At 72.2% G+C, this 26,153-nt stretch carries 25 protein-coding genes, 1 pseudogene and 1 riboswitch; of the genes and pseudogenes, 18 read left to right on the top strand and 8 right to left on the bottom strand.

All coding sequences use genetic code 11. The annotated features are described in order from the left end of the window. Positions 1-438: 438 nt before the first annotated feature. Positions 439-2,808, bottom strand: coding sequence for a chitinase C-terminal domain-containing protein (locus tag ABTY40_RS28755; RefSeq protein ID WP_352062185.1), 2,370 nt, complete (start codon positions 2,806-2,808; stop codon positions 439-441). 272 nt (positions 2,809-3,080) lie between these two features. Continuing rightward, a riboswitch (FMN riboswitch) is annotated at positions 3,081-3,210 on the top strand. 181 nt (positions 3,211-3,391) lie between these two features. Between ABTY40_RS28755 and ribD the strand changes: the two genes are divergently transcribed. From ribD to ABTY40_RS28705, 10 genes are all read left to right on the top strand, one after another. Continuing rightward, positions 3,392-4,471, top strand: coding sequence for a bifunctional diaminohydroxyphosphoribosylaminopyrimidine deaminase/5-amino-6-(5-phosphoribosylamino)uracil reductase RibD (gene ribD, locus ABTY40_RS28750; protein WP_352062184.1), 1,080 nt, complete (start codon positions 3,392-3,394; stop codon positions 4,469-4,471). A gap of 2 nt (positions 4,472-4,473) precedes the next feature. Continuing rightward, a complete protein-coding gene (locus ABTY40_RS28745; RefSeq protein WP_352062183.1) occupies positions 4,474-5,082 on the top strand; it encodes a riboflavin synthase in 609 nt (202 codons plus the stop codon). Further along, positions 5,079-5,714 carry a nicotinamide mononucleotide transporter family protein gene (locus ABTY40_RS28740; protein WP_352062182.1) on the top strand — a complete coding sequence of 212 codons (636 nt, stop codon included), beginning with the start codon at positions 5,079-5,081 and terminating at the stop codon, positions 5,712-5,714. Before ABTY40_RS28745 ends, ABTY40_RS28740 begins: the two co-directional genes overlap by 4 nt. Next, positions 5,711-6,988 (top strand): bifunctional 3,4-dihydroxy-2-butanone-4-phosphate synthase/GTP cyclohydrolase II, encoded by a 1,278-nt coding sequence (locus tag ABTY40_RS28735; RefSeq protein WP_352062181.1) that lies wholly within the window; start codon positions 5,711-5,713, stop codon positions 6,986-6,988. Before ABTY40_RS28740 ends, ABTY40_RS28735 begins: the two co-directional genes overlap by 4 nt. Positions 6,989-7,017: 29 nt before the next feature. Next, complete coding sequence (gene ribH / locus ABTY40_RS28730; protein ID WP_345282099.1) at positions 7,018-7,503, top strand: 6,7-dimethyl-8-ribityllumazine synthase; 486 nt, start codon at positions 7,018-7,020, stop codon at positions 7,501-7,503. A 34-nt stretch (positions 7,504-7,537) separates the two neighbouring features. Next, the gene (locus ABTY40_RS28725) at positions 7,538-7,819 is read left to right on the top strand and encodes a phosphoribosyl-ATP diphosphatase (protein WP_345282096.1); all 282 of its coding nucleotides are present in this window, start codon (positions 7,538-7,540) and stop codon (positions 7,817-7,819) included. Positions 7,820-7,899: 80 nt separating this feature from the next. Further along, the gene (hisG, locus tag ABTY40_RS28720; RefSeq protein ID WP_309049466.1) at positions 7,900-8,748 is read left to right on the top strand and encodes an ATP phosphoribosyltransferase; all 849 of its coding nucleotides are present in this window, start codon (positions 7,900-7,902) and stop codon (positions 8,746-8,748) included. A 43-nt stretch (positions 8,749-8,791) separates the two neighbouring features. After that, positions 8,792-9,244, top strand: coding sequence for a PH domain-containing protein (locus tag ABTY40_RS28715; protein WP_345282092.1), 453 nt, complete (start codon positions 8,792-8,794; stop codon positions 9,242-9,244). Between the two features lie 253 nt (positions 9,245-9,497). Then, complete coding sequence (locus ABTY40_RS28710; RefSeq protein WP_352062180.1) at positions 9,498-10,910, top strand: hemolysin family protein; 1,413 nt, start codon at positions 9,498-9,500, stop codon at positions 10,908-10,910. Beyond that, positions 10,907-12,016 (top strand): hemolysin family protein, encoded by a 1,110-nt coding sequence (locus ABTY40_RS28705; RefSeq protein WP_352062179.1) that lies wholly within the window; start codon positions 10,907-10,909, stop codon positions 12,014-12,016. Before ABTY40_RS28710 ends, ABTY40_RS28705 begins: the two co-directional genes overlap by 4 nt. Positions 12,017-12,174: 158 nt before the next feature. On the opposite strand, the gene ABTY40_RS28700 is transcribed toward ABTY40_RS28705, so the two are convergent. The 4 genes from ABTY40_RS28700 to ABTY40_RS28685 form a co-directional block, all read right to left on the bottom strand. Continuing rightward, entirely contained in the window at positions 12,175-12,780 is a 606-nt protein-coding gene (locus ABTY40_RS28700) for a GOLPH3/VPS74 family protein (RefSeq protein WP_352062178.1), read from the bottom strand. A gap of 173 nt (positions 12,781-12,953) precedes the next feature. Further along, on the bottom strand, positions 12,954-13,511 hold the full coding sequence (locus ABTY40_RS28695; protein ID WP_352062177.1) for a S1 RNA-binding domain-containing protein: 558 nt from the start codon (positions 13,509-13,511) through the stop codon (positions 12,954-12,956). A 47-nt stretch (positions 13,512-13,558) separates the two neighbouring features. Then, positions 13,559-15,490, bottom strand: a complete 1,932-nt coding sequence (locus ABTY40_RS28690; protein ID WP_352062176.1) for an AAA family ATPase — start codon at positions 15,488-15,490, stop codon at positions 13,559-13,561. A 310-nt stretch (positions 15,491-15,800) separates the two neighbouring features. Next, positions 15,801-16,430 (bottom strand): uridine kinase family protein, encoded by a 630-nt coding sequence (locus tag ABTY40_RS28685; RefSeq protein WP_352062175.1) that lies wholly within the window; start codon positions 16,428-16,430, stop codon positions 15,801-15,803. Between the two features lie 201 nt (positions 16,431-16,631). Here ABTY40_RS28685 and ABTY40_RS28680 point away from each other — a divergent pair, with 201 nt between their 5' ends. After that, positions 16,632-18,008: a C39 family peptidase gene (locus ABTY40_RS28680; RefSeq protein ID WP_352062174.1), complete on the top strand. Its 1,377-nt coding sequence runs from the start codon at positions 16,632-16,634 to the stop codon at positions 18,006-18,008. Between the two features lie 55 nt (positions 18,009-18,063). Here the strand turns inward: ABTY40_RS28680 and ABTY40_RS28675 are convergent, their stop codons facing one another. Continuing rightward, the gene (locus tag ABTY40_RS28675; protein WP_352062173.1) at positions 18,064-18,264 is read right to left on the bottom strand and encodes a tyrosine-type recombinase/integrase; all 201 of its coding nucleotides are present in this window, start codon (positions 18,262-18,264) and stop codon (positions 18,064-18,066) included. A gap of 464 nt (positions 18,265-18,728) precedes the next feature. Between ABTY40_RS28675 and ABTY40_RS28670 the strand changes: the two genes are divergently transcribed. From ABTY40_RS28670 to ABTY40_RS28655, 4 genes and pseudogenes are all read left to right on the top strand, one after another. Next, complete coding sequence (locus ABTY40_RS28670; protein ID WP_352062172.1) at positions 18,729-19,376, top strand: hypothetical protein; 648 nt, start codon at positions 18,729-18,731, stop codon at positions 19,374-19,376. Beyond that, positions 19,322-20,269 carry a restriction endonuclease fold toxin-2 domain-containing protein gene (locus ABTY40_RS28665; RefSeq protein ID WP_352062171.1) on the top strand — a complete coding sequence of 316 codons (948 nt, stop codon included), beginning with the start codon at positions 19,322-19,324 and terminating at the stop codon, positions 20,267-20,269. Before ABTY40_RS28670 ends, ABTY40_RS28665 begins: the two co-directional genes overlap by 55 nt. A gap of 32 nt (positions 20,270-20,301) precedes the next feature. Beyond that, complete coding sequence (locus ABTY40_RS28660; RefSeq protein WP_352062170.1) at positions 20,302-20,745, top strand: hypothetical protein; 444 nt, start codon at positions 20,302-20,304, stop codon at positions 20,743-20,745. 89 nt (positions 20,746-20,834) lie between these two features. Beyond that, a pseudogene (locus ABTY40_RS28655) lies at positions 20,835-21,029 on the top strand (ARMT1-like domain-containing protein); the annotation flags it as partial. A 286-nt stretch (positions 21,030-21,315) separates the two neighbouring features. On the opposite strand, the gene ABTY40_RS28650 reads toward ABTY40_RS28655, so the two are convergent. Next, positions 21,316-22,764 carry a hypothetical protein gene (locus ABTY40_RS28650; protein WP_352062169.1) on the bottom strand — a complete coding sequence of 483 codons (1,449 nt, stop codon included), beginning with the start codon at positions 22,762-22,764 and terminating at the stop codon, positions 21,316-21,318. A gap of 477 nt (positions 22,765-23,241) precedes the next feature. On the opposite strand from ABTY40_RS28650, the gene ABTY40_RS28645 reads away from it, so the two are divergent. Together ABTY40_RS28645 and ABTY40_RS28640 are read left to right on the top strand one after the other, a co-directional pair. Next, positions 23,242-23,400: an SCO1431 family membrane protein gene (locus ABTY40_RS28645; RefSeq protein WP_345282046.1), complete on the top strand. Its 159-nt coding sequence runs from the start codon at positions 23,242-23,244 to the stop codon at positions 23,398-23,400. A 73-nt stretch (positions 23,401-23,473) separates the two neighbouring features. Continuing rightward, positions 23,474-24,646 (top strand): acyl-CoA dehydrogenase family protein, encoded by a 1,173-nt coding sequence (locus tag ABTY40_RS28640; protein ID WP_352062168.1) that lies wholly within the window; start codon positions 23,474-23,476, stop codon positions 24,644-24,646. 434 nt (positions 24,647-25,080) lie between these two features. Here ABTY40_RS28640 and ABTY40_RS28635 read toward each other — a convergent pair whose 3' ends face one another. Further along, positions 25,081-25,449, bottom strand: a complete 369-nt coding sequence (locus tag ABTY40_RS28635; protein WP_345282042.1) for a hypothetical protein — start codon at positions 25,447-25,449, stop codon at positions 25,081-25,083. Between the two features lie 224 nt (positions 25,450-25,673). Between ABTY40_RS28635 and ABTY40_RS28630 the strand changes: the two genes are divergently transcribed. After that, on the top strand, positions 25,674-26,114 hold the full coding sequence (locus ABTY40_RS28630; protein ID WP_024760806.1) for an Lrp/AsnC family transcriptional regulator: 441 nt from the start codon (positions 25,674-25,676) through the stop codon (positions 26,112-26,114). Positions 26,115-26,153 lie beyond the last annotated feature (39 nt).

Here is a 26,153-nt window from a genome sequence, read left to right as displayed (position 1 = left end):
CCTCCACACCTACAACCACCACCGCTGCCACACCGCACTCAGCGGACACCCGCCCATCACCCGCGTCAACAACGCTGCGGGTCAATACACCTAGGCCGTGTCCGGAAAGTCGCGCCTGGCCCGCGACTCCCCCAGAGCTTCGCCTGGGAGGTGCCCCCATGCGCACGCACCCTCGCTGCGTTGTCGGGATCACCCGAGTACGCCCAGTACGAGGGCGACCCTCCGCCTTGCGAGGGCACGCACCAGACGCCGCGGGCCCTGCCCTGCGGGCAGACGCCGCTACTTTCCGGACACGGCCCAGGGGGCGTGGACGCCGGAGCCCCGGACGCGCCTCCGCGCCGCGTCCCGGGGAGGGGGCGCGGCGCGGAGGGGGCCCGGCGGGGGCAAGGGCCGTGAGCGTCCCCGCCGGGGGCTGGGAGCACCGTCAGGCCGGGGACGTCAGCAGGCGCCGAGGTCCTTCCAGACGCCCCACTGGCCGGTCGTGCCCGGCTCCTCGTTCTGGGTCCACCACTGGGCCTTCCAGGTGCGGCCCTTGTGCGAGACCTCGCTGCCGGCCGTGTAGACCGTGCCCGCGACGTAGGCCGGAGCGGTGCAGCCCGTGGTGGGCGGCGTCGTCGGCGGGGTCGTGGGCGGCGTGGTCGGGGGAGTGGTGGGCGGGGTCGTCGGGGGAGTGGTCGGCGGGGTGGTGGAGCCGGGCTCCACGACCGTCGTGCCGCGCGCCAGGTCGCCGGCGAGGGCGTAGGTCGTGCCGTTGATGTTCACCGTCCAGTTGGAGGGGGTGGACACCGGCAGGTAGTAGTTGAACGCCAGGTCGACCGTCGCGCCCGGGGCGAGCGACTGCCAGGCCGGGAGCTTCAGGGAGACGCGGTGGAAGTCGCCCTTCAGGCCGCCGACGTTGCCGCCCGTGTGGTCGCTGCTGATGACCTTGGTGCCGAAACCGGACTGGTCCGAGGCGTTGCCCGGCGCCGAGGTCGCGTAGTCGAACTGGAACTCCGTGCCGCCCGGCAGGGTCGTGTTCGTCCGGTTGGTGATCTTGATCTTCGGGGTGATCGGGTAGTTCGAGTCACCGAGCTTGAACTCGGTGAACTGCGCGTCGATGTTCACCGCCTTCGCGGGCAGCGGCTTGTTGGACTTCTTCGCGCCGTACGGGGTCGCCGTCCTGAACTTGTCGTACATCAGCGAGGTGAGCGTCGAGCCCATCTCGTACTGGCCCTTGGCCGCGTTCCAGGCGTAGTCGCCGGCCATCTCCCAGACCATGGTGCCGCCGATGCCGCGGTCGACCACGTAGTCGGCCTTGGCGGCCACGGACTGCTCGTCCTCGGTGGAGAGGAACACCTTCTTCTGGGCGTTCCACAGCCACGGCGCGACCAGGGTCGGGTCGTACTTGCGGACGTAGGTGCCGGTCAGGGTGGTGTTCGCCGGGAAGCCGTACCGGGTGACGTAGTCGCCGACGATCCCCTTCTCGAGGTTCTTGGCGTGCCACATCGGGTTGGAGCCGGCCGGGGACTCCTTGCCCGCGGTGTCCTTGTCGTGCCACAGGTTGTCGATGCCGACGGCGCCGTCACCGCACTTGGTCAGACCGGATCCGGCGGGGCAGGTGGCCGCGGTTGCCTTGCCCCACAGGCCGTCGGTGCCGCCCTGCACGTTCTTGTGGCCACGGGTGTAGTACGGCAGGCCGATGTTGATGCGGCCGGCCGGCATGGAGCCGCGGAAGTAGTGGTACGCCCAGTCGGTGTTGAGGTAGCCGATGCCGCCGTACTGCGCGGAGCCGTAGACGTTGGCGGCGGCGAGCTCGCCGTCCTTGCCGTCGTCGAAGAGGGAGGCGTTGGGGCCGACGTACTCGTTCCAGGCGCCGTGCAGGTCGTACGACATGATGTTGACGTAGTCCAGGTACTTCTGGACCTGGAAGGTCTCCATGCCGCGCAGCAGGTAGCCGGAGGAGGGGGCGGCGACCGTCAGCAGGTAGTGCCTGCCGTCGGCGGCGCCGGCCGTGTCCAGCTTCTCGCGGAGGGACTTCATCAGGGCCGCGTAGCCCTGCACGAGACCGGCGCGGCGGGCGTTGGCGAGCTGCCAGTCGAGGGGGTTGCCCGCGTCCTTCATGGTGGTCGGGTACTCGTAGTCGATGTCGACGCCGTTGAACCCGTACTTCCGGATGAAGTCGACCGCCGAGGCGGCGAAGGTGTCGATCCCGGCCTGGTTGACCGACCCGTCGGCGTTGGTCGCCATCGAGTAGAAGCCGCCGGAGTTCACCCGCTCGCCGTTGTCGGCGAAGTACCCGCCGGTCTCCGCCCAGCCGCCGACCGAGATCAGCGTCTTGACGTCCGGGTGCTGCTTCTTGAACTTGTTCAGCAGGTTGAAGTGGCCCTTGTAGGGGAGGGCCGGGTCCATCTCCGCGCCCGCCACGCCGGACCAGGTCATCCCGGTGGCCGCGTTGTTGGGGCCGTCCGTGCCGACCGAGAGCTTGTTGTCACCGCCGACGTGGGCGAAGGCGTAGTTGATGTGGGTGATCTTGTCCCACGGGATGTCCTTGGCGAGGTACGCGGGCTCGCCGTTCTTGCCGGTGCGCCAGCCGGTGAAGTAGCCGATGACCCGGCGCTGGTGGTCCGCGCCCATCTTCTCGCGGCCCTCGGTGTCGTAGACCGAGCAGTACGGGACGTCGACGCCGGGCGTCTTGTAGAGGCCGTCGGGGCGACAGGACTCGTGGTCGGCGGCGTAGGAGACGCCTCCGGAGAGCGAGCTGAGCAGCAGCCCGGCGACGGCCGCGCCGGACGCGAGCAGCGAGGCTCTCTTGGTCGTGGGGGACAGCACGATCGGGTCCTCCTGGGGTGGGGGTCCCGCCACGCCCTCGGGCGCGGGGGAGGGGAGACACGCAACGAACAAGGGGGTGGTACGTGTGGGGCCCGTGGAGTGCGCACACCGGCGGGCCGTGCCTCGGAGGTGACACGGACATTAAGAGGACTAGACCAGTGCGTCAATAGGTCTGGACCAACTGGGGATTCCGGGAGGGCGTGTGAGTCATCGCACAGCGCCCGGCCGCATGGCCCCCGGACACCCGTGGCAGACTGGCCGTGTATCAGCAGCAGCGCACTCCGGGGTCGGTGTAATTCCGAACCGGCGGTATAGTCCGCGACCCGTCCGCAGCCAGCGGCCGGTTGACCAGGTGAAATTCCTGGACCGACGGTGAAAGTCCGGATGGGAGGCAGTGCGCGGCGGGCGACCCCTGTCAGGGGTGGGCCGGCCGTACGTCCGCTGGTCGCCGTCCGCCCCCGCCGGGGGCCGGGCCCGGCGTACCCGCGACGCGGCCTCGGCGCACCTCGCCCCGGTGTCGTACCCGCTCCCTGTCGTCACCGACAGGCCCCGGAGTCCGTGCCCGAAGAGGCAGGAGGACCCGGTGGACCCGCAGGCCGACATCACCGCCATGCGACGCGCCGTCGAACTCGCCGCCCGCGGACTCGGCGCCACCAGCCCCAACCCCGTCGTCGGCTGCGTCATCACCGACGCCTCCGGCCACCCGGTCGGCGAAGGCTGGCACCAGCGCGCCGGCGGCCCCCACGCCGAGGTCCACGCCCTGCGCGCGGCCGGCGTCCTGGCCCGCGGCGGCACCGCGTACGTCACCCTCGAACCCTGCAACCACACCGGCCGCACCGGCCCCTGCGCCCACGCCCTGGTCGACGCCGGCATCAGCCGCGTCGTGTACGCCGTCGGCGACCCGAACCCGCAGGCCACCGGCGGCGCCGACACCCTGCGCGCCGCCGGGATCGAAGTCTCCCAGGGCCTCCTCGCCGACGAGGCCGAGGCCGGGAACACCGCCTGGCTCACCTCCGTGCGCCGCGGCCGCCCCTTCGTCCGCTGGAAGTACGCCGCCACCCTCGACGGCCGCTCCGCCGCCGCCGACGGCACCTCCCGCTGGATCACCTCCGCCGAGTCCCGCGCCGACGTCCACCGGCTGCGCGCCGAGTCCGACGCCGTCGTCGTCGGCTCCGGCACCGCCCGCACCGACGACCCCCACCTCGCCGTCCGCGGCGTCGAAGGCGCCGTCCAGCCCCTCCGGGTCGTCGTCGACACCGAGGCCACCGCCGTCAAACCCGGCGCCCGGGTCCTCGACGACGCCGCGCCCACCCTGATCGCCGTCGCAGAGGACGCCGACACCGCCCTCGAGCCCGTCGTACGGCTGCCCCGCGCCGGGCGCGGCCTGTCCGTACCCGCCCTCCTGGACGCCCTGCACGCGCGCGGCGTCCGCTCCGTCCTCCTCGAAGGCGGCCCCACCCTCGCGGGCTCCTTCCTCGCCGCGGGCGCCGTCGACCAGATCGTCGGCTACCTCGCCCCGGTCCTCCTCGGCGCCGGACCGCACGTCCTCGCCGACGCCGGAATCACCACCATCGCGGACGCGTTGCGGCTCGACGTCACCGAGACCGTGCGCCTCGGCCCCGACCTCCGCGTCACCGCCGTCCCCACCACCAAGGGAGCCTGACCGTGTTCACCGGAATCGTCGAAGAACTGGGCGAGGTCGTCGCCGTCGAGCAGCTCGCGGACGCCTCCCGCTTCCGGCTCCGCGGCCCCCTGGTCACCGAGGGCGCCCGGCACGGCGACTCCATCGCCGTCAACGGCGTCTGCCTCACGGTGGTCGAGACCGGCGACGGCGAGTTCACCGCCGACGTCATGGCCGAGACCCTCAAGCGCTCCTCCCTCGGCGCCCTGGAGACCGGCTCCCGCGTCAACCTCGAACGCCCCATGGCCGTCGGCGGCCGCCTCGGCGGACACATCGTCCAGGGCCACGTCGACGGCACCGGCACGATCCTGGAGCGCACCCCCTCCGAGCACTGGGAGCTCGTCAAGGTCGGCCTGCCCGCCCACCTCTCCCGGTACGTCGTCGAGAAGGGCTCCATCACCGTCGACGGCGTCAGCCTCACCGTCGTCGAGGTCACCGACGACTGGTTCACCATCAGCCTCATCCCCACCACGCTCGACCTGACCACGCTCGGCCGCAAGCAGCCCGGCGACCCGGTCAACCTGGAAGTCGACGTCATCGCCAAGTACGTCGAGCGGCTGCTCGGCCCCAACGCCCGGGAGAACGTCAAGTGAACTGGCTCAACTCCGAGGCGTTCACCGTCCTCGACCAGAGGATCATCTGGTCCGACATGATCGGCAACATCTTCGGGCTCGCCGCCCTCGCGCTCGGCTGGCGGCGGTCCGTCTGGACCTGGCCCGTGCAGTTCCTCGCCGGCCTCATCCTCTTCGTCGCCTTCTACGGCCACCTCGCCGGCAGCGCCGGCAAGCAGGTCGTCGTCGTGCTCGTGGCGCTCTACGGCTGGTGGCAGTGGCAGCGCGGAAAGGACCAGGGAGCGGACGGCCACATCACCGTGCGCTTCGCCACCTGGCGCGAGCGAGCCGCCATGATCGCCGCGGCCGCCGCGGGCACCGTCGCCGTGGCCCTCCTCTTCAAGGCCTTCCCGACCCTGTCCTGGGACCCCTGGCCCGACGCGTACATCTTCGTCGGCACCATCGTGGCCATGTACGCCCAGGCCAGGGGCATGGTCGAGTTCTGGTTCGCCTGGCTGCTGGTCGACCTGGTCGGCGTCCCGCTGAACTTCGCCAACGGCTACGCCTTCTCCGGATTCGTCTACGTCGTCTACGGCGCGCTCGTCCTGTGGGGCCTGCGCGACTGGTGGCTGCGCTCCCGCACCACCACCGTCCTGGAAGGAGCCCACGCGTGAACGCCCATTCCCTCTGGGACACCACCGACCTCGCCCTCGACCCCGTCGAGCAGGCCATCCGCGACATCGCCGCGGGCCGCCCCGTCGTCGTCGTGGACGACGAGGACCGCGAGAACGAGGGCGACCTCGTCATCGCCGCCGAGAAGGCGACCCCCGAGGTCGTCGCCTTCATGATGAGCGAGTGCCGCGGCCTCATCTGCGCCCCCATGGAGAGCGACGAGCTCGAACGCCTCCACCTGCCGCAGATGGTCGAGCACAACACCGAGTCGATGCGGACCGCCTTCACCGTCTCCGTCGACGCGGCCCCCGAGCACGGCGTCACCACCGGCATCTCCGCCGCCGACCGCGCCACCACCCTCCGGATGCTCGCGAGCGGCACCCACGAGCCCTCCGACTTCGTCCGCCCCGGCCACATCTTCCCGCTGCGCGCCCAGCCCGGCGGCGTCCTCACCCGCAACGGCCACACCGAGGCCGCCGTCGACCTCGCGCGCCTCGCCGGCCTGCGCCCGGCCGGCGCGATCGTCGAGATCGCCGGCGAGGACGGCGTCATGCTGCGCCTGCCCGAGCTGGTCCCCTTCGCCCGCAAGCACGGCCTGACGATCATCTCCATCGAGGACCTGATCGCCTACCGGCGCTCCGCCGAACCCACCGTCCGCCGCGAGGCCGAGGTCCACCTCCCCACCGCGCACGGCGAGTTCACCGCGTACGGCTACCGCTCCACCGTCGACGGCGTCGAGCACGTCGCCCTCGTCCACGGCGAGATCGGCGACGGCGAGGAGGTCCTCGTCCGCGTCCACTCCGAATGCCTCACCGGCGACGTCTTCCACTCCCTGCGCTGCGACTGCGGCCCCCAGCTCCAGGCCTCCATGGACCGCATCACCGAGGCGGGCCGCGGCGTGGTCGTCTACCTCCGCGGCCACGAGGGGCGGGGCATCGGCCTCCTCTCCAAGCTGCGCGCGTACGAACTCCAGGAGCGCGGCCGCGACACCCTCGACGCCAACCTGGAGCTCGGCCTGCCCGCCGACGCCCGCGACTACGCGGCCGGCGCGCAGATCCTCGGCGACCTCGGCGTCCGCAGCCTGCGCCTGATGACCAACAACCCCGACAAGATCGACGCCCTCACGCGCCACGGCCTCACGGTCGAGGGGCGCGAGCCCGTGCCGGTCACGGCCGGCGAGCACAACCTCCGCTACCTGCGCACCAAGCGGGACCGGATGGGCCACGACCTGCCCTGGCTGGACGGCTCTCCCGCCTCCACCTGCGGCAACCAGTAACCCCCTACGTACCACCGTCAAGGAGAATCATGAGCGGCAAGGGCGCACCCGTCCTCAGCGTGAAGAACTGCGGCGACCTGCGGGTCGCGGTGATCGCGGCCCAGTGGCACGAGAAGATCATGGACGGACTCGTCGACGGCGCCCTGCGCGCCCTCGGCGAGCTGGGCATCGAGGAGCCGACCCTCCTGCGCGTCCCCGGCAGCTTCGAACTCCCGGTCGTGGCGAAGGTCCTCGCCGGCCGCGGCTACGATGCCATCGTGGCGCTCGGCGTCGTCATCCGCGGCGGGACGCCCCACTTCGAGTACGTGTGCCAGGGCGTCACCCACGGCCTCACCCAGGTCTCGATCGACACCGGCGTCCCCGTCGGCTTCGGCGTCCTCACCGTCGACAACGAGGAGCAGGCCCTCGACCGCGCGGGCCTCGAAGGCTCCTCCGAGGACAAGGGACACGAGGCCGTCACCGCCGCCGTCGCCACCGCGGCCACCCTGCGCACGGTCAGCGAACCCTGGCGCTGAGTGCGCGACCCTTACCCCGTACTCTTAGGACATCATGGCGAACGAAACCCGTAAAAGCTTCGAAGAGCTCTTCGCCGAGCTGAAGCTCAAGGCCGAGACCGGCGACCCCGCCACCTCCCGCACCGCGGAACTGGTGGACAAGGGCGTCCATGCCATCGGCAAGAAGGTCGTCGAAGAGGCCGCCGAGGTCTGGATGGCCGCCGAGTACGAGAGCAAGGAAGCCGCCGCCGAGGAGATCTCGCAGCTGCTGTACCACGTCCAGGTGATGATGGTCGCCCGCGGGATCTCGCTCGACGACGTCTACGCCCACCTCTGAGCCCACCCGCTCCGCGCACGACCGCTCCCCCCGGCACGACGACCACCCCTACCCCGACTCCAGGCAAAGGAAGCCACCCCATGCTGCGCATCGCCGTCCCCAACAAGGGTTCCCTCTCCGGACCTGCGTCGGCCATGCTCCATGAGGCCGGCTACCGCCAGCGCAAGGAGTCCAAAGAGCTGGTGGTCATCGACCCGGACAACGAGGTCGAGTTCTTCTACCTGCGGCCCAAGGACATCGCGATCTACGTCGCCTCCGGCAAGCTGGACATCGGCATCACCGGCCGTGACCTGCTCCTGGACTCCGGCGCCAGCGCCGAGGAGATCCTCGCGCTGAACTTCGGCCGCTCCACCTTCCGCTACGCCACCCGCCCCGGCACCGCCAAGGGACCCGAGGACTTCGGCGGCATGACGATCGCGACCTCCTACGAGGGCATCGTCGCCAAGCACCTCGCCGACCAGGGGATCGACGCCTCCGTCGTCCACCTCGACGGCGCCGTGGAGACCGCGATCCAGCTGGGCGTCGCCCAGGTCATCGCCGACGTCGTCGAGACCGGCACCAGCCTGCGCAACGCCGGCCTGGAAGTCATCGGCGAGCCGATCCTGACCTCCGAGGCCGTCGTCGTCCGCCGCCAGGGCGCCGACGGCGACCACCCGCAGGTCCAGCAGTTCCTCCGCCGCCTCCAGGGCGTCCTGGTCGCCCGCAGCTACGTGATGATGGACTACGACTGCCGCGCCGAGCACCTGGAGCAGGCCGTCGCCCTCACCCCGGGCCTGGAGTCGCCGACGATCTCCCCGCTGCACAACGAGGGCTGGGTCGCCGTCCGCGCCATGGTCCCCGCCAAGGACGCGCAGCGGGTCATGGACGACCTGTACGAGCTCGGCGCCCGCGCCATCCTCACCACCGCCATCCACGCCTGCCGCCTCTGACGGCGGCCCGGCCCCGCACGCACCCCCAGGCACGAGGAACCCGATGTCCGAGTCGACCCCGCCCGCCCTCCCGGTCACCTTCCGGCCGGGACGCACCCGCGCCGTCCTGCTGACCGTGGGACTCGCGATGTTCGCCGCCATCACCGCCGTGGCGCTGATGCTGGAGCGGCTCGGACCGGGGGAGCGTGCCAGCTTCGTCTTCACCGCCGCCCTCTTCCTCGGCGTCCTCGTCCTGCTCAGCCGTCCCAAGGTCGTCGCCGACGACGAGGGCGTCACGGTCGTCAACATCACCCGCACCCGGCGGCTCGCCTGGGCGGAGATCCTCCGCGTCAACCTGCGGCCCGGCGACCCCTGGGTCTTCCTCGACCTGAGCGACGGCACCAGCCTGCCCGCGCTCGGCATCCAGCCCGGCATCGCCAAGGCGGCCGCCATCCGCGACGCCCGCGCGCTGCGCGCCCTGGCGGACAGCCGGGGCACGGGCTCCGAGACCCGCTGACCCCGGCCCCCCTCAGGGCCCTCCCGCCAGGGAGAACCCTGGCCCGTCCCCCGTACGGGGCCGACCCCCTGCCCTCCGGGGCCTCCCCGTGATTACTCTTGAGGCGGTGGTGCCGAGTGGCGCCACCGCCTCGCGCGTGAAGGGCCGCCGCCGCGGCCCGCGGGGCCTCCCTACGACCCGAGGAGTGACTCCCTCCGGCAATGGACGGATCGTCCGGTAGTACCTCCGCCGCCCCCTCCCCGGAGGCGGCGGCATGATCGTCTCCCTTCTCCTGCTCGCCGCGGCCTTCCTGCTGATCCTCGCCAACGGGTTCTTCGTCGCCGCCGAATTCGGTCTCGTGACCGTCGAGCGTGCCGAGGCCGAACGCGCCGCGGCCGCCGGTGACCGGCGCGCCCGCACGGTCGTCTCGGCCCTGCGCGAGCTCTCGTTCCAGCTCTCCGGCACCCAGCTCGGCATCACCCTGACCTCGCTGGTCGTCGGCATGCTCGCCGAGCCCGCGCTCGCCGGGTTGCTGCACGGGCCGCTCACCGCCACCGGCCTGCCCGCCGGGGCCGTCTCCGGCGTCTCCGTGGTGATCGGCATGCTCCTGGCCTCCGCCGTCCAGATGGTGGTCGGCGAGCTCGTCCCCAAGAACTGGGCCGTCTCGCGGCCGCTCCAGGTCGCCCGCTTCGTGGCCGCCCCGCAGCGCCGCTTCTCCACCCTCTTCCGCCCGGTGATCGCCCTGCTCAACCGGGTCGCCAACCGGCTGGTCCGGCTCCTGGGCGTCGAGCCCACCGAGGAGCTGGACTCCGTGCGCACCCCCGGCGAGCTCGTCTCGCTCGCCCGGCACTCCGCACGGGCCGGCGCCCTCGAACAGGACACCGCCGACCTCTTCGTACGGACGCTGTCCCTCGGCGGACTCACCGCCGGGCAGGTCATGACCCCGCGGGTGAAGGTGAGCGCCCTCCAGTGGGACGCCACCGCGGCCGACGTCCTCAACCTCACCCGGGCCACCGGCCTCTCCCGCTTCCCGGTCTACCGCGACCGCATCGACGAGGTCGTCGGCATGGTCCACCTGAAGGACGCCCTCGCGGTCGCCCCGCACGCCCGGCTGCGCACCCCCGTCGGCCGGATCGCGGTCCCCCCGCTCCTCGTCCCCGAGACGCTGCCCGTGCAGGCCCTGCTGGAGCGGCTGCGCCGCGAGCAGCCCATCGCGGTCGTCGTCGACGAGTACGGGGGCACCGCCGGCGTCGTCACCCTGGAGGACATCGTGGAGGAACTCGTCGGCGAGGTCCGCGACGAGCACGACACGGCCGCCGACGGCCGCCCCGAGCTGGCCGCCGCCCCCGCCGAGGACGGCCGCCCCGCCTGGGACGCCGACGGCTCCTGCCGCGTCCACACCCTGCGCCGGATAGGCCTCGACGTGCCCGACGGGCCGTACGAGACGGTCGCCGGGCTCGTCGCCGATCTCCTCGGGCGCATCCCCGCCCCCGGTGACCGGGCCGAACTGCCCGGCTGGCGGCTCTCGGTACGCCAGGTCGACCGCTACCGCGCCGAGCGGGTCCGGCTCGTCCGCCTGGCGCCGGCCCCCACGACGGACGAGTCCTGGGCGCCCTCGACGGACAGGGCCCCGGCCCCCGGGACGGCGAAGGCCCCGGTGCCCGCGACGGCGGAGGCGGTCCGATGAACACGCTCCAGCTCCTCCTCGCCGGGCTGCTCGTCCTGGCCAACGGCTTCTTCGTCGGCGCCGAGTTCGCCCTGGTCTCCGTCCGCCGCAGCCAGATCGAGCCCCTCGGCGGCGCCCGCGCCGCGAAGGTCCTGCACGGCCTGGAGAACCTGCCGCAGATGATGGCGGCCGCCCAGTTCGGCATCACGGTCTGTTCGCTGACCCTCGGCGCCGTCGCCGAGCCGACCGTCGCCCATCTCCTCGAACCGGTCTTCCACGTCCTCGGCGTCCCGGCCGGACTCGTCCACCCGCTCGGCTATGTGATCGCCCTCGCCGTGGTCGTCTTCCTCCACCTCGTCATCGGCGAGATGGTGCCGAAGAACCTGGCCATGGCCGCGCCCGAGCGGACCGCCCTCTGGCTCGCCCCCGCCCTCGTCGGCTTCGCCCGCCTGTGCCGGCCGGTCACCACCGCGCTCGGCGCCTGCTCCCGTGTGGTCCTGCGGGCCTTCGGGGTGGAACCCAAGGACGAGGTGGAGGCCGTCTTCACCAGCGCCCAACTCGGCCGGCTCGTGGAGGACGCCGGTCTGGCCGGACTCCTCGACCCGGCGGAACAGGAGCGCCTGGAGGACGCCCTCGAACTGGGCAGCCGCCCCGTGACGGACGTGCTCCTCGCCCCCGCCGCCCTGGTGACCGTCCCGCCCTCCGTCACCCCCCGCGAGATCGAGGAGCTGACGGTACGCACCGGCTACTCACGCTTCCCGGTCCGCGCCGAGGGCCGCCCGGCCTTCATGGGCTTCGTGCACGTGAAGGACGTCCTGGACGTGGAGGACCAGGAGCGGGCCGTGCCGCAGCAGCTGTGGCGCCCGATGGCGACGCTCCGCGCGGAGCTCCCCCTCGACGACGCCCTCACGGTGATGCGCCGCGCGGCCACCCACCTGGCCCAGGTCGCCGACGCGTCGGGCCGCGTCCTGGGCCTGGTCGCCCTGGAGGACGTCCTCGAGAAACTCGTGGGCGAGGTCCGCGACCCCTCCCACCGCCTGCCCCCGCACGGCGCGCCGGCCGCGGCGGACTCCGCCCCGGGACCGGCCTCGCTGTCCGCGCCGTTCTCGGCCCGGTCCGGCGGGTAGCGGGACGAGGCGGCCGGCCGCACGTCCACCAGCGGCCCGGCGCTCCTGAGCGCCGGGCCGTCAGGCAGACGGCGGCCGGCCGCCTCCCACCGCGCGGGCCCGCACCCCCACCGGTCCCCGGAACAGGGGCCGGTGGCGGAGCCCTCCGCGGCTCGGTCTCAGACCCCGCGCCAGAGGTTGGCGAAGGCCGCGTTCTCGATGGTCCGCCGCTGGCGTACGGCCTCCAGCTCCATGACCGCGTCGTGCACGGCGGCGACCACGGCCGTCACGCCCTCCTCGTCGAAGCCGGGCCGGTCACCGGACGGCTCCTCGCCGATGCCGAGGACCGAGGCGAGGGCGGTCAGAACGGGCTCGCGCCCGGCCCAGCGGTCGGCGGCCCGGCGGCGGGCGGGGCCGTCGACCGGCTCCACGCGCTCCGGGCCGAAGGGCAGCCGGCCGCCGCGCTTCCGCGTCAGCTCCCCGTCCTCCTCCAGGGCCGCCTGGTAGCCGGCCGCCAGGTCCCGGCCCCGCCGCCACAACCAGTCCTCGATCGTCTCGTGGGGCGGCTGCCGGGTCACCGCTTCCGCCGCCCGGGCGAGCAGCCGGTCACCCGGCACCGCCGGGTCACCCGGTACGACGACGTCGCCGTCCACCGTGACGGCCCCCGTCTCCAGCAGGTCGATCAGCTCGGCCCCCGCGAGCGCGAGCGACAGGTCGCCCTGCCCCACGGCCGGCTCCGACCCCTCCTCCATGGCGATGATGAACAGGTCCTTCGCCGTGGTCATGAACGGCTCCTCTCCGAGGCGACGACACACCGGCGTCCCCGGCCGGGTTCGGCGGGCGGGACACGCCTGTCCCGGTCAGTATCGCCGCCCGACCCGTCCAAAGCGGCGCCGACCCAGGGGAGTTCGGCCGAATCCGGCACCCACGGGCCGCGCACGGCGAGCCCGCGCCCCCGTCAGGACGCGACCCGCCGCCGGGACAGGCCCACCGTACGGCGCTGCCGGTCGACCGCGGTGACGACCACCGCGATCTCGTCCCCCACGGAGAAGTCGCGCTCCGGATCGGGCCGGTCACCGGCGAGTTCGCTCACGTGGACCACCCCCTCGATCCCGTCGGCGACCGCCACGACGATCCCGAAGGGCAGCCGCTCGACGACCCGCGCCGTCAGCTCCCGCCCCACGCCGACGCGGTCGGCGAAGGCCTGGAAGGGGTCGGGCCGCGCGCTCCTGAGCGACAGCCTGGCCTCCCCGTTCCAGGTGTCGAACCACAGGAACACGCAGGTGACGCGCTGCCCCACCCGAACGACCTCCGACGCCTCGTCGACGGGCCGCCACGACAGCTCCGGCAGTGTGAGGAACCCGACCCCGGGGAAACACGGGTGCGGGGGCCCTTCGTCCAGGGCGACGAAGACCCCGAACGGCTCGATGGCGGCGACCGTCCCGGAGAGGAGCTGCCCCTCCCGCAACGAGCCGAGGAACTGCCACAGCTCCGGGTTCTCCGACGGTTCGATCACACCGCCACTCTGTCATTCCCCTGATCCGGCTCGATCGGCAAGGCCCCCTAGAACGGCGGTTCCTGCTGCGGCCCCCGGTCGGCCGGCCCGCGGCCCGAGAGGACCTCGCCGTAGGCCTGCATCAGGTCCGCGAGGCGCAGGGTGGCCAGATCGTGCCGGGTCGGGGTGCCCGCGTATCCGGAGAGCCGCAGGTCGCGGTAGGCGCAGGACTTCTCGTACAGGGTGCGCAGGAAACGGCCGTTGCCCAGTTCGTCGATCCAGCCCTGGTCGACGACGTGCCCGCTGATGGAGCGCAGTTCGTCCAGCGCCTCCTCGTCCCAGGCGTCCCCGTTGGCCGCGGCCAGCACCTGGCCGATGGCGGTGAGCTCCAGGGGGCGGTAGGACGGGAAGTCGACCCGGGTGGTGAACCGGGAGGACAGCCCGGGGTTGGTGGCCAGCAGCCGGTCCATGCCCTCCGGGTAACCGGCGAGGATGACCACCAGATGGTCACGGTTGTCCTCGGCCCGCTTCAGAAGGACCTGAAGGGCCTCGTCCCCGTAGGCGTCGCCCTTGCTGTAGCCGGTGTTGGAGAGCGCGTACGCCTCGTCGACGAACAGCACCCCGCCGACCGCCGAATCGATCAGCTCATTGGCCTTGACCGCGGTCTGACCCAGGAACTCGCCCACCAGGTCCGCCCGTTGAGCCTCCACGAGGTGGTCGCCGCCGAGCAGTCCGAGCGCGTAGAAGACCCGCCCCAAGATCCGCGCCACGGTGGTCTTGCCGGTGCCCGACGGACCGGAGAAGACGAAGTGCCGCTTCGGCGGCTGGACCGGAAGCCCCTGCTCGGCCCGCAGCCGGGCCATCTTCAGCTGCGCGGACAGCGCTTTGACCTGCCGCTTCACCGGCTCCAGGCCCACCATGCCCTCCAGCTCGGCGAGCGCCTCCGCCAGCAGGGCCGGGTCCGTGGGCCCGGCGGGAAAGCGCGGCGGCGCCGGCTGGGGCGGCACCGGCGCCTTGTGCCGTACGACCTCGGGCGGCGTCACCGGTATGGCCGGCGGTACGGGATCGGGTGCGAGCCGCAGTCCGTCGCCCAGGTTCCCCGCCTCGGCCTCCGGCCCCGGCGCTGACTCCACCACCTCCTGACCGAGCCCGCCGAGCCCCCCGGTGCTGCCCAGGGCGACCGTCGCGAGCCCCGCCGGGTCCTCCGCACCGTCCAGGCCGTCGAACCCGTCGAACCCGTCGTACTCGGCGATGGCGGCGAGCCGGGCCGCGGTGTCCATGAACGCCGGGTCGACCCGGTGCACCGCCCGGTAGAGGGGCAGCGCGGCGGCACTTCGCCCGGTGCCCTCGTGCGCGCGGGCCAGCCAGTAGCGGAGCTCCTTGCGCTGCGGCTGCTCACTGCGGCAGCGCATCAGGGCGGCGGACAACAGCGGTTCGGCCTGCTCGTACATCTCCAGGCGCACCCGGGCCATCCCGCCGAACAGCCCCGCCTCGATGCCGAGGAGCGGATCGTCGACCAGGGTCTCGGTGTATCGGACCAGCTGCTCCCAGTCCTTGACGAGATAGGCGCGGCACGCGTGGAGGAAGCGGACCTGCGGGTCGGTGTCGACCGGCGGGAGGCCGGCGAGCGCCCGGTCGAGCTCCGGCACGTGCCGGCCGTCGAGCCAGTGCGAGGCGTGGGCGAGGAGCAGGTCGCGCGGGCTCTCCAGGATCGGCTGGACCCACCAGCCGAGCCAGTACCAGGAGTTGAGGGTCCTGCGGTGGCGTGCGCGCTGTTCGCCGAAGCGGTCGCGGTTGCGGTACATGCGCAGCAGCGCGGTCGTGGTGTCGACGCGCAGCGCGTGCAGCCCGAGCCAGGCGTCCGCCATCCCGGGATCGATCCTGACCGCCGTCCGGAACTCGTCCTCGGCCTGCGGATAGGCGCCCATGGTGTAGGCGTCGACTCCACGGAGCCAGGCGAGTTCGGCCGGGGCCTGTGAACCGTGTGTGCCGATGTCCATCGGGTCCCCCACAACCGTCTTCGCATGGACGGGATTTGACCGCACCTGCGGGCATCGTACCTGCGCAGGGGGTGCCCGATTAAGGAGAAGCGCATGATCCGGAAGCGGTGACCCTGGGTGAGGTCCGAGGGGTCGCGGAGCGCCGTACGGGCCGTGGTGGAGGGCAGAACGAAGCCCCCGATCACGGGGGAACAACCGGGGGCTTCGTGTCCGCGGCGGCTCCGAAAAGCCGCACATTCAGAACGTAAGACCTGTACGCCCCTGGGGTCAAGCGGAGTTGAGGCACTTGTGGAAGGCGACTTCCGGCCGCTCAGTTCACTGCCATGACCCCGTCACGGTGGGTGATGATCTGGTCCGGGCCCGCTGTCACAGCGGGCCCGGGAAGCCACTCGTACCCCTCCGGACGCTCCCGGACCAGGGTGTGGGCGAAGGGCCGCGAAGGATCTCCGGCGAAGTGGCGAGTCTCCGCCACCGTCCAGCCGTCCCAGAACGCGGCCTGCGCGGGTCCGTCCCGGCGCCGCCCCCGCGCCCAGGACTCCTCGGGACCGCGCTCCATCCACAGCAGCCACGCGAGGAACGGCCGGACGAGCCGCCGGCCGGACCCGACGCCCTCCACCAGCACGACGGGGGCGGGGGGCAGCGTCCGGGCCGGGCCGAAGACCCGCCGGGTCCAGTCGTACGGGCGATAGCGCGCGGTCTCGCCGCGCGAGAGCGGATCCAGCACCTGCTCGCGCAGCCGGCCGGTCCAGGCGAACAGCTCCTCGTGCGTGGCGAGGTCGTCGAGGCGGAGGACGGGCGCTGCGTCCAGCGCGCCGGCGAGCCGGTTCGCGAGCGTGGACTTGCCCGAGCCCGCGTGACCGTCGACGCCGACCAGCCGGACCGGTCCGCAGGAGGGCGGCAGCCGGAGCAGCGCGCGGGCCGCGCGGTCGAGGTCGTTCATGGGGCCCAGGGTAGGGGAGGGGACCCCGGCGCAGGTCAGCGAGGTGGGCCCGTCAGTGGCGCAGACCAATATTGGTGCCGCGACGCGGTGCCGGGGTGCTGGCGGAGTCCCTCGCGGAGCCGGGATAGTGGGGCCGCGCAGCCCGCCCGTACGCCCTCACCGCCGTACGTCGCCACCGTTCTCGACTGGGGGTCACCGCCCATGACCAGTTCCACCCCGCGCAGAACCGTTCTCACCGCGGCGCTCGCCGCCGCCGCGGGAACGGCCGCGGCCGCCGCCCCCGCCTCGGCCGCCCCCGCGCCCCTCCCCTCGTCACCGCACGCCTCCGCGCCCGCCCCTTCCGCCCCCGGGCTCGTGGACAACCGCTTCTGGACCTCGTACACGGACTGGCGGTGCGGCACCGCCGCCGGCACCAAGGCCGTCGCGGGCCGCCGCCCCGGCCTGGTCCTCGACGTCCCCGCCGGCCGCACCGAGTACGCCGACCCGCACACCGGCCGTACCGCCGTCTGGGAGTACGCGACCTGGACCTCGCCGCTCCACACCTCCTCCGTGCCCGCCACCGAGATCATCGCCTCCTGGAACGCCCACACCCCCGACGGCACCTGGCTCCAGATCGAACTCCAGGGCACCTACTCGGACGCCACGACCACCCCGTGGTACGTCCTCGGCCGCTGGGCCTCCGGCGACGGGGACATCCTGCGCACCTCGGTCGACGACCAGACCGACGGCCGCAGCTCCGTCTGGACGGACACCCTCGCCGTCGACGACGCGACGAACGGCCTGCGCCTGACCGCCTACCGGCTGCGCCTCACGCTCCACCGCACCCCCGGCACCTCCCTCACGCCCACGGTGTGGCGGCTCGGCGCCATGGCCTCCGACATCCCGGACCGCTTCACCGTCCCCGCCTCGGTCCCCGGCCTCGCGCGCGAGCTGATCGTGCCCCGCTACTCGCAGAACACCCACATCGGCCAGTACCCCGAGTACGACAACGGCGGCGAGGCCTGGTGCAGCCCCACCTCCTCCCAGATGATCATCGAGTACTGGGGCCGCCGCCCCACCGCCGAGGACCTGGCCTGGGTCGACCCCGCCTTCGCCGACCCCCAGGTCTGCCACGCGGCCCGCTTCACCTACGACCACCAGTACCGGGGCTGCGGCAACTGGCCCTTCAACGCCGCCTACGCCGCCTCGTACCCCGACATGAACGCCGTCGTCACCCGGCTGACCTCCCTCACCGACCTGGAGACCCTGATCCGGGCCGGCATCCCGGCGATCACCTCCCAGTCCTTCCGCAAGGACGAACTGACCGGCGCCGGCTACGGCACCGCGGGCCACCTCATGACGGTCATCGGCTTCACCGCCGACGGCGACGTGATCGCCAACGACCCGGCCTCCCCGACGAACGAGGCCGTCCGCCGCGTCTACCGCCGCCGCGAATGGGAGAACATCTGGCTGCGGACGAAGCGCTACAACGCCACCGGCAAAGTGGTCTCCGGCACGGGAGGCGTCTGCTACCTCTACTGGCCCACCGAACCCACCCCGACCCAGCACCGCACCCTGAGGTCCCTCGGCGTGCTGTGAGCATGTGCGGCCCGACGGTCTTCTCGCCGACCTGACAGCAGCGCTCCTGGCCGTCCTACGTGAGGTGGCCGTACCGGTCCACCGTGACCTTGATCGAACGATGTCCGAGCCGGCGAGACACCTCGTGAAGGGACACTCCGTTGGTCAGGGCCACGGTGGTCCATTCGTGCCGCAAGTCGTGTGGGTTGCATGCGGGAAGCTCGAGCCGCCTGATGGCGCGGTCCCACGACTTGCGCAGAAGATCGGGATACGGCATTCCGCCGCTCGCATGGCGGATCGGAAGCGGGTCGATGAGCGGCTCAAGGGAAGCAACGCGATCTTCAACCGCTGCTGTCCCGCCTGGGGAGCGGTACTCGTGAACGCCTCAGCCTGAGCTACGTCCCAAGATCCGGCCATGTCACTGAACTCGCCTTTCTCGTCGTCGTGATCGACGCCGCGTTGCGCTTCAGGAGGCCGTCACCCGGGCCTGGATCGCGCCGGCCCCGGCGTTGGCGAACCCGTCCGACGGGGGTGACGCTGCCTGCACTCGGGCATCCCGGTCCGGGAACGAGTCGAAGCTCAGGCAGCTTGACGGCACATCAGAATCACCCAATGGCAGTGGTCAAGCCCGCATCCGGCAGGGCTCGGCCACAGATGCTCCACGTGCCCGGTGTGGCGGAGTTCCTCCCCTCGCTAACGTGGACGGTCCATCGAACAGCCTGGTGGTCGAGCGGGGGAGTCTTGAATCTTCAGCACAAGGCGGGGAACTACGTCAACGCCTCGTGGTCCATGGTGCGGCTGCGGGACCTGATCTACGACATGCTGGGTCTGCTGTTCACGGAGCTCAGCGCTCATGGCGGGATGGCGGGTGACGACAACGCCGGCCGGGCCTTCGCCGCCGTCTACAAGCCGGCGGTGAAGACAGTCTTCGAGGCGGCCGGTCTCGCTCACCAGGTGATGGCGAATGGTGCGGGCGCCATGCTCAAGGCCACCGAGGACTTCCTCAAGCAGGAGAGTGCGATCGCTGCGTCCCTGCTCGGCCAGAGCGTGGGGCCCGACATCGGGGCGCAGCCTTCGAGGCCGGACTGCAATCCGCGCGGCAGCCACAACGCCGAGGAGCTGCCCGAGGTCGTCGGTGAGACCAGCTGGACCGATCAGTACGTGCTCAGCTCGCGCTTTCACGGTCAGCGGGACAAGCTGCGCAAGACGGCCAACGCCTGGCGTTCGGCGGCGGCATCCTGGACGACGCATACTGGGACTCCGAAAGCGCCTGGCGCATTGCGACCGCCCAGCAGCTCGGCGAGACCGCCGCGGCCGTCCAGACCTTCTTCACCGTGTTCGTCGGCAAGACGCCACCTCCCTCCGAGGTCGGTGAGGACGAGACCCTGATGGCGAACCTGCCGTCCGCCTGCCGGATGATCGCCCACGCCTGCGACGCGTACGCGGATCACATCGAAACGGCACTGAAGAGGATCCCGGACGAGGAAAGCCCCCTCTTCGGAGAGCCGCTCGCCATCTGGGAACGACCGCAGTTCGGTGGCGAGGGGCACGAGGGCGGCCTGCACGAGCTCGTCACGGGCGACATGCGTATCGCGCGCCTGGGGAACATCCCGCCGGCGCTCGACAGCTCGCAGGCCAAGGTCCCCATGCCGCAGCCGGACGGGGGCGGGTTCCTGCCCCTTCCGTCCCTGCCGCCCTTCCTCGCACCGCTGATCCGGGTGCCCCTCGTGGTCCCCGTGGGCTACCGCCCGCCGAACGGCCCCCGCATACAACCGATGGCTCCGCCGACGCCGCCGGACCCGCGCTTCCCGCCCCTCACCGCCCCCGAGCAGCAGAACTTCCAGACGTGGTTGAACTCGCTGCGTGCCGGAGACGTGTCGGGCGGGAAACCCGCCGAGGTCGCCTACCAGAAGCGGGTCGCCGGATACCCCGAGTACGAGGTCCCCATCCCGCTCGGCATCAGCGCCAACAGCACCCTGATGGTCGACGGCTTCCGTGACCGCGACGGCATGGCGATCGAGGCCAAGTACGTCAACAAGCCGGACAAGCCGTGCTACCGCTCGCTCGACGAACTCCGCGCGAACCACCAGTCCGGCAAGAAGGACTTCCTGTACGACAAGGACCGCAAGGAGCTCACGAAGTACAACGCCGCTCTCAACGCCCCGCGCAACAAGGAGATGCGGGGCGTCGAGACGGTCACGAACAACGCTGATTCCGTGGCCTACTGGCGCGTGATGATGGCGGCCTACGGCGTCAGGGGCTACGCCCGATACGTACCCTGACCAACGGCAGCACACAATGAGGGAGCGAGCGCGTGGACGCGTCCGAACTGGCCGAACTTCGCACCATGTACGTCTTCAGCCCCGCCGAGGGCTCCACATGGGGCCTGACCTACGAGGGGATCGAGGCCAAGCTGCGTGAGCGGAAGGCGGACACGTTCGTCCGTATCGATGAGGGGGACGAAGGTCCCGTGCGCGGCTCCGTCATGCACTTCGGCATCACCGTCGGCGAGGATGAGCTGGAGGGTATGGCCAAGCTGTCCCCCGAAGGCATCGCCGTCGAGGACTGCACGGCCCATGCCGCAGCGGAATTCGCCAAGTGGCTGTGGGGCGTCGTTCCGGACGGCAGCAGCGTCACCTTCAACACGGAGTGGGGCCTGGAAGCCGGCCTGCCCGACGCGCTCGTCCCCCACGTGCCCCGCCCCCGCCTCGTGGCCACCTTCCTTGCTCATCTCGAAGCCACCGGCGGCCTGGACTGACAGCCTGCACGTCCCTGGGATCACGGCCACGTGATCGACACGCGAAGGGCCTGGACACCATGACTTCCCACGGCCGGGGCGCTCGCGAGCACGCGGAGCAGGTCGTGCTTCACCTCAACCCCTACCCGTACTACGTCTCCGACGCGATGACCGCGGACGTGGTCGACTGCCTCCGCCGCCTTACCGAGGCGCCCGGTGAAGCCGGCCGGATCGGAGGCCGACTCTGGAAGGCCACGGCGGCAGGAAGCCTGGAGGCCCGTACCCATCCGTTTGAGAGCGGGCCCTGAAGTCAGCACCGATTCAGCACGACAGACCGGAACGGACGTCAGCGGAAGTCAGCACGAGGTCAGCGCCAGCGCGTTCGCGCTCGATTCGCCTGGCACGTTACGTGCCTCTGACCTGTATCTCTGTGTGGGAGGGGCCGCGTGGTAGGCGGCGCCCTCCCATTTTGGAGAACATCTGGCTGCGGACGAAGCGCTACAACGCCACCGGCAAAGTGGTCTCCGGCACGGGAGGCGTCTGCTACCTCTACTGGCCCACCGAACCGACCCCGACCCAGCACCGCACCCCCTACGGGCGGGCCAGGACGTCGGACAGTCGGTGGGCGTAGATCACCCGGCCGCAGGGGGAACCCGCGTCGGTGCAGTCCGCCGTGCCGTCCATGCGGTGTTCGGTCAGCGACCAGAGGTACGGGGTGCCGCCGGGCACGCTCCGGGCGTGCTCGAGGTACAGGTCCTCGGGGCCCACCGCGTTGGTGATGTTGCTTCCATAGTCCCTCAGACGGCCGTCGATGACGGTGGCCCGGCGCAGGCTGCCGCTGCGGTGGAGGTCGCTGCGGTTGAAGTAGTACATGCCGTCGTACCGGGCGGCGCCCTGGGTGAGGTCACGGGGCAGGTAGTACGCCGAGGTCGCGGCGACCGTTCCGCCGGTCTCCTGGAGCAGGCCCGTGGCGTCGTCGATGGGCAGCGCCCCGACGCGGCCCTTCTCCGGGTTGTTGCTGTCGGAGTTGCAGTACTCGCCCAGGATCAGCGAGGGGGCCGTGGGGGCGCTGCGGTCGATCGAGATGTACGACGCCTTGGGGGCCCCGGTCGCCTTACAGATGGCTGCGGACGTGTTGCCCTGCGGGGCGACGAACCTGTACGACGCCACCTGCGGCATCACGTACCGGTAGGTGTGGCCGTAGTAGACGTTGCTCTGCCGGCCGATCCTGCTCTCGTCCGTGACGTTGCTCTTCAGGCCGTTGAGCATGGTGTCGTCCACCGAGGCGTTCCGGTCGGGGTTGAGGTCCAGGACGGAGCGCATGTCGAAGACCCGCAGGCCGGCCAGCGTGTCCGCGACGTAGAGGTGGTTCTTGTACCAGGCGATGCCACCGGCGTGGACGTCGACCGCCCGGTAGGAGGCGTTGCCGTACGAGTTGACGTACGGCTCGACCAGGAGGACGTGGCGGTACCGGCGTCCGTCGGGGTCACCCGCGACAGGCGTCTCGGGGTCCAGGAACGACAGCCGCACGCCCTTCTCGGGGCAGGTGCCGGGGTCGTCCGCGCACACCGCGGAGTCCTTCTTGTCGTACCAGGCGGCGACGAGCGGCTTGCGGTTCCCCCAGAGCTCGCCCTCCTCGGCGTCCGAGACGCCCGTGATGCCCTGGGGGATCCACTCCCGGGTGCCGGCGTCGCCCCCGTCCCAGCAGAGCTTCCTGGCCGGGGGAAGGACCGCGCCGTTGTCACCGGTTCCGAAGGGGTCCGCGGTGCACGAAGCGCCGGTCTTCGCCACGCGGTTGCCCTGGTCGAGGAGGTCCTGGACGGCTTGCCTCGGCAGGGCGGCCTCCAACGCGGCCACCGTGCCGCGGAGGTCCGGACCCGGCTTGAGGTCGAAGGAGGAGGCGATCGCGGGGTCCCCGGGGGTGGCGGCGCGCGCCGGAGTGCCGAGCGCCGGTACGGCCAGGACCACCGCGGCCAGCGCGGTGACCCATCCGGCGCGACGGTGGGAACGGGCCTTCGAGCGCTGATGCGCAGTCAACATGCTGTGGCCTTCGTGCGGGAGAACGAGCAAGGTCGTGATCATTTCAATCCGCCCGCGGCCACGTCCAGGACGGAACCCCGCCTCCGCCCGCGTGTCCCTCCGCCCGCGTGTCCCTCCGCCCGGCCTCCCGACGGCGGTGGCCTCCCCGAGCCCGTCGCCATGACCGGCATGACCGGCATGACCGGTGACGGTGAGGGCCGCACGCGCGAGAGGCCGACCACCGTGCGGCACGGCCGCTCCCGTGACCACGCACACGCCGACCCCGGGTGGCCTTCGGGTACGCCGCTTCCGGGCGCGCGCGGGCCTGTGGTCTCCGGCACAGGCGGGGCGGCTCCCTCCAGCGGTCCGACCGTCCGCCGCCCGCGCGGCACAAGGGCCGCGCCGCCGCCGGCGCCGTCGGACGGCCGCCGCGTCCGGTCCGGGGGTGTGAGGGACGTCTCTACCCCGGAGCCGCCCCCGTGCCGCATGGTGGTGCGCATGACCGCGACCACCGCCGCCGCCTCCCGTCTGCTCGTCCGCGCCCGCACGGGCGGCCCCCAGGACGACGAGCAGGGCCCGAAGCTGCTGGAGCACGTCCTCGGCTGGACCCTCGTCGTCCTTCTCGCCGTGTTCGTCACCCGGGCGGGGCTCATGTGACCCCCGCCGTGTGATCCGGCCGCCGTCCGGGCATACTCCTGCGACCCCGCGTCCGACAGGGAGGAGCGCCGGGATGCCCGACGGCACCGAGGACGGCACGGACCGCCGGCTGCCCACCGACGAGGCCCGCGCACTGCTCGCCCTGGTGCGGGACATCGCCCGCCGCGAGATCGCCCCGCGCGCCGCCGAGGAGGAGGCCGCCGGACGCTTCCCGCGCGAGCTGTTCGCGCTCCTCTCCCGCACCGGGCTGCTCGGGCTTCCCTACGACCCCGCGTACGGCGGGGGAGGACAGCCGTACGAGGTGTACCTGCAGGTCCTGGAGGAGCTCGCCGCCGCCCGGCTCACCGTCGGACTCGGAGTGAGCGTCCACACCCTCGCCTGCCACGCCCTCGCCTCCTCCGGTACCGGGGAGCAGCGGGCCGCGCACCTGCCCGCCATGCTCGCGGGCGGCCTCCTCGGCGCGTACTGCCTGTCCGAGCCCTCGGCCGGCTCGGACGCCGCCGCGCTGCGCACCCGGGCCGTCCGTGACGGCGACACCTGGGTGCTCGACGGCACCAAGGCCTGGATCACCCACGGCGGGATCGCGGACTTCCTCACCGTGATGGCCCGCACCGGCGGCCCCGGCCCCCGGGGCATCTCCGCCTTCCTCGTCCCGGGCGACGCCCCCGGCCTGTCCGCGGCCCCTCCGGAGCGGAAGATGGGGATGTCCGGCTCGCCCACCGCCCAGCTCCATTTCGACGGGGTACGGGTCCCCGACGCGCGCCGTCTGGGTGCGGAGGGGCAGGGATTCACCCTCGCGCTCGCCGCCCTGGACGCGGGGCGCCTCGGCATCGCCGCCTGCGCCGTCGGGCTCGCGCGGGCCGCCCTGGACCTCGCCGTCGCCCACGCCCGGGAGCGGCACCAGTTCGGCCGCCCCGTCGCCGACTTCCAGGGCCTGCGCTTCCTCCTCGCCGACATGGCCACCCAGATCGAGGCCGGCCGGGCGCTCTACCTGGAGGCGGCCCGGCTGCGGGACGAGGGACGGCCGTACGGCCGGGGGGCGGCGATGGCGAAGCTGTTCTGCTCGGACGCCGCCATGCGGGTCACGACGGACGCGGTGCAGGTGCTGGGGGGCTACGGCTACACGGCGGACTTCCCCGCCGAGCGGTACCTGCGCGAGGCGAAGATGCTCCAGATCGTCGAGGGCACCAATCAGATCCAGCGCGTGGTCATCGCCCGTCACCTGGTCGGACCAGAGTCCCGCTGACGCGTACGGTGCGGTCCGCCCACACCGGCCCGGCGGCCAGCCGGTTCCACTCCTGGTCCCGGTGACCGGGCAGGGTCCGCCCCTCGCTGGCCCAGAGCGCGAGCACCGCCGTGTAGATGGGCGGGTCCGCAGGCACCGGGACGGGAACCGGAGCCGGCACCGGGGAGGGCGCCGGAACCGTGGCCGGGGCCTGGTGAGGAACCGATTCTTCAACACGCGTGCCGGCCTGCCGGTGCCGACCGATTCCGCTGGGCGTGGTGTACAGCGTGGTCATGCCCGGACCAACGCGCCCGCCGCGTCCGGAGTCACTCCCGAACCGATTCGCCCCCCAGTTCGCCCCGTACCCGCCCGGCCCCCGGGCCCGGCGCGGGCGCGCCGGCGAGCGAGCCGAAGGGCGCGCCGGGGGAGAGACCCCCGGGCGCGCCCTCGGGAGATCAGGCCGCCCGGCGCATCTGCGGGAAGCGGACGGGACGGGAACCGGGGCCGCCGACGTGGGAGAACGGCTGGGTGCGCCAGTCGAGTTCCTGGGGGAGCGTCAGGAGCAGGGCGGTGTCCTGCTCCTGAAGTTCCCGGCTGTCGTCGGCGGGGCGGGCGTCGTCGGCGGGTCGGCCGGTGCCCGGGCAGACGGTCAGGGTGAAGGGGTTCCACGGAGTGGGGCAGAGCGCGTGCTCGGGGAGCACGTCCTCGTCCGCCAGCAGCGCGATGGGCTGCACGCACTCCGGGCAGATCACCCGGAACATCTCGAAGGTGTCGTACGCGTCGAGTTCGTCGAACGTCTCGACCGGTTCAGCAGGCTCCTGCATGGGATTCTCCCCCTCGGGTGGGTCGGCCGGATCCGTACGGCCTCGACCACAGCAACAACTTCCCATGCGGCCCTCCGCATAACCGTGTGGGCGCGACCCGGAACCCCCTCAAACCTGTGGCGTTCGTCACATGCCCGTCGCAGGTGCCCCGTGAACGCCCATAGCGCCCTCGGCGGCCGGTCCCCGGCTGTCCCCGGGGCCCCTCGGAGCAATAGGGTCACCGCATGGAGGAGCTGGATCGTCAGATCGTGGAGTTGCTCGTCAAGGACGGGCGCATGAGCTACACCGACCTGGGCAAGGCCACCGGCCTGTCCACCTCGGCCGTGCATCAGCGCGTCCGCCGCCTCGAGCAGCGCGGTGTCATCCGCGGCTATGCCGCCGTCGTGGACCCGGAGGCCGTGGGGCTGCCGCTCACCGCGTTCATCTCGGTCAAACCCTTCGACCCCAGCGCCCCCGACGACACCCCGGACCGGCTGGCGGACATCCCGGAGATCGAGGCCTGCCACAGCGTGGCGGGCGAGGAGAACTACATCCTGAAGGTGCGGGTCGCCACACCGCTGGAGCTGGAGCACCTGCTGAGCCGGATCCGCTCCCAGGCGGGAGTGTCCAGCCGTACGACGGTGGTGCTCTCCACCCCCTACGAGGCCAGACCGCCGCGCATCTGAGGCGGAGGGGGGACCTGCCGGACAAACCGGGTCCCCCCA

The sequence above is a fragment of the Streptomyces sp. NPDC126503 genome (genome assembly GCF_040302405.1).
In the GTDB taxonomy this organism is placed as follows: domain Bacteria; phylum Actinomycetota; class Actinomycetes; order Streptomycetales; family Streptomycetaceae; genus Streptomyces; species Streptomyces gulbargensis.
This window is presented reverse-complemented; position numbering and strand designations above follow the sequence as displayed.

Bases quoted from the DNA above. Each gene is read 5' to 3' on its own strand.
- ABTY40_RS28725 (WP_345282096.1), top strand. From the start codon at position 7,538: ATGGCGAACGAAACCCGTAAAAGCTTCGAAGAGCTCTTCGCCGAGCTG.
- ABTY40_RS28710 (WP_352062180.1), top strand. From the start codon at position 9,498: ATGATCGTCTCCCTTCTCCTGCTCGCCGCGGCCTTCCTGCTGATCCTC.
- ribH (WP_345282099.1), top strand. From the start codon at position 7,018: ATGAGCGGCAAGGGCGCACCCGTCCTCAGCGTGAAGAACTGCGGCGAC.
- ABTY40_RS28635 (WP_345282042.1), bottom strand. From the start codon at position 25,449: ATGCAGGAGCCTGCTGAACCGGTCGAGACGTTCGACGAACTCGACGCG.
- hisG (WP_309049466.1), top strand. From the start codon at position 7,900: ATGCTGCGCATCGCCGTCCCCAACAAGGGTTCCCTCTCCGGACCTGCG.
- ABTY40_RS28705 (WP_352062179.1), top strand. From the start codon at position 10,907: ATGAACACGCTCCAGCTCCTCCTCGCCGGGCTGCTCGTCCTGGCCAAC.
- ABTY40_RS28630 (WP_024760806.1), top strand. From the start codon at position 25,674: ATGGAGGAGCTGGATCGTCAGATCGTGGAGTTGCTCGTCAAGGACGGG.
- ABTY40_RS28685 (WP_352062175.1), bottom strand. From the start codon at position 16,430: ATGAACGACCTCGACCGCGCGGCCCGCGCGCTGCTCCGGCTGCCGCCC.
- ABTY40_RS28680 (WP_352062174.1), top strand. From the start codon at position 16,632: ATGACCAGTTCCACCCCGCGCAGAACCGTTCTCACCGCGGCGCTCGCC.
- ABTY40_RS28700 (WP_352062178.1), bottom strand. From the start codon at position 12,780: ATGACCACGGCGAAGGACCTGTTCATCATCGCCATGGAGGAGGGGTCG.
- ABTY40_RS28690 (WP_352062176.1), bottom strand. From the start codon at position 15,490: ATGGACATCGGCACACACGGTTCACAGGCCCCGGCCGAACTCGCCTGG.
- ABTY40_RS28645 (WP_345282046.1), top strand. From the start codon at position 23,242: ATGACCGCGACCACCGCCGCCGCCTCCCGTCTGCTCGTCCGCGCCCGC.
- ABTY40_RS28675 (WP_352062173.1), bottom strand. From the start codon at position 18,264: ATGCCGTATCCCGATCTTCTGCGCAAGTCGTGGGACCGCGCCATCAGG.
- ABTY40_RS28715 (WP_345282092.1), top strand. From the start codon at position 8,792: ATGTCCGAGTCGACCCCGCCCGCCCTCCCGGTCACCTTCCGGCCGGGA.
- ABTY40_RS28650 (WP_352062169.1), bottom strand. From the start codon at position 22,764: ATGTTGACTGCGCATCAGCGCTCGAAGGCCCGTTCCCACCGTCGCGCC.
- ABTY40_RS28640 (WP_352062168.1), top strand. From the start codon at position 23,474: ATGCCCGACGGCACCGAGGACGGCACGGACCGCCGGCTGCCCACCGAC.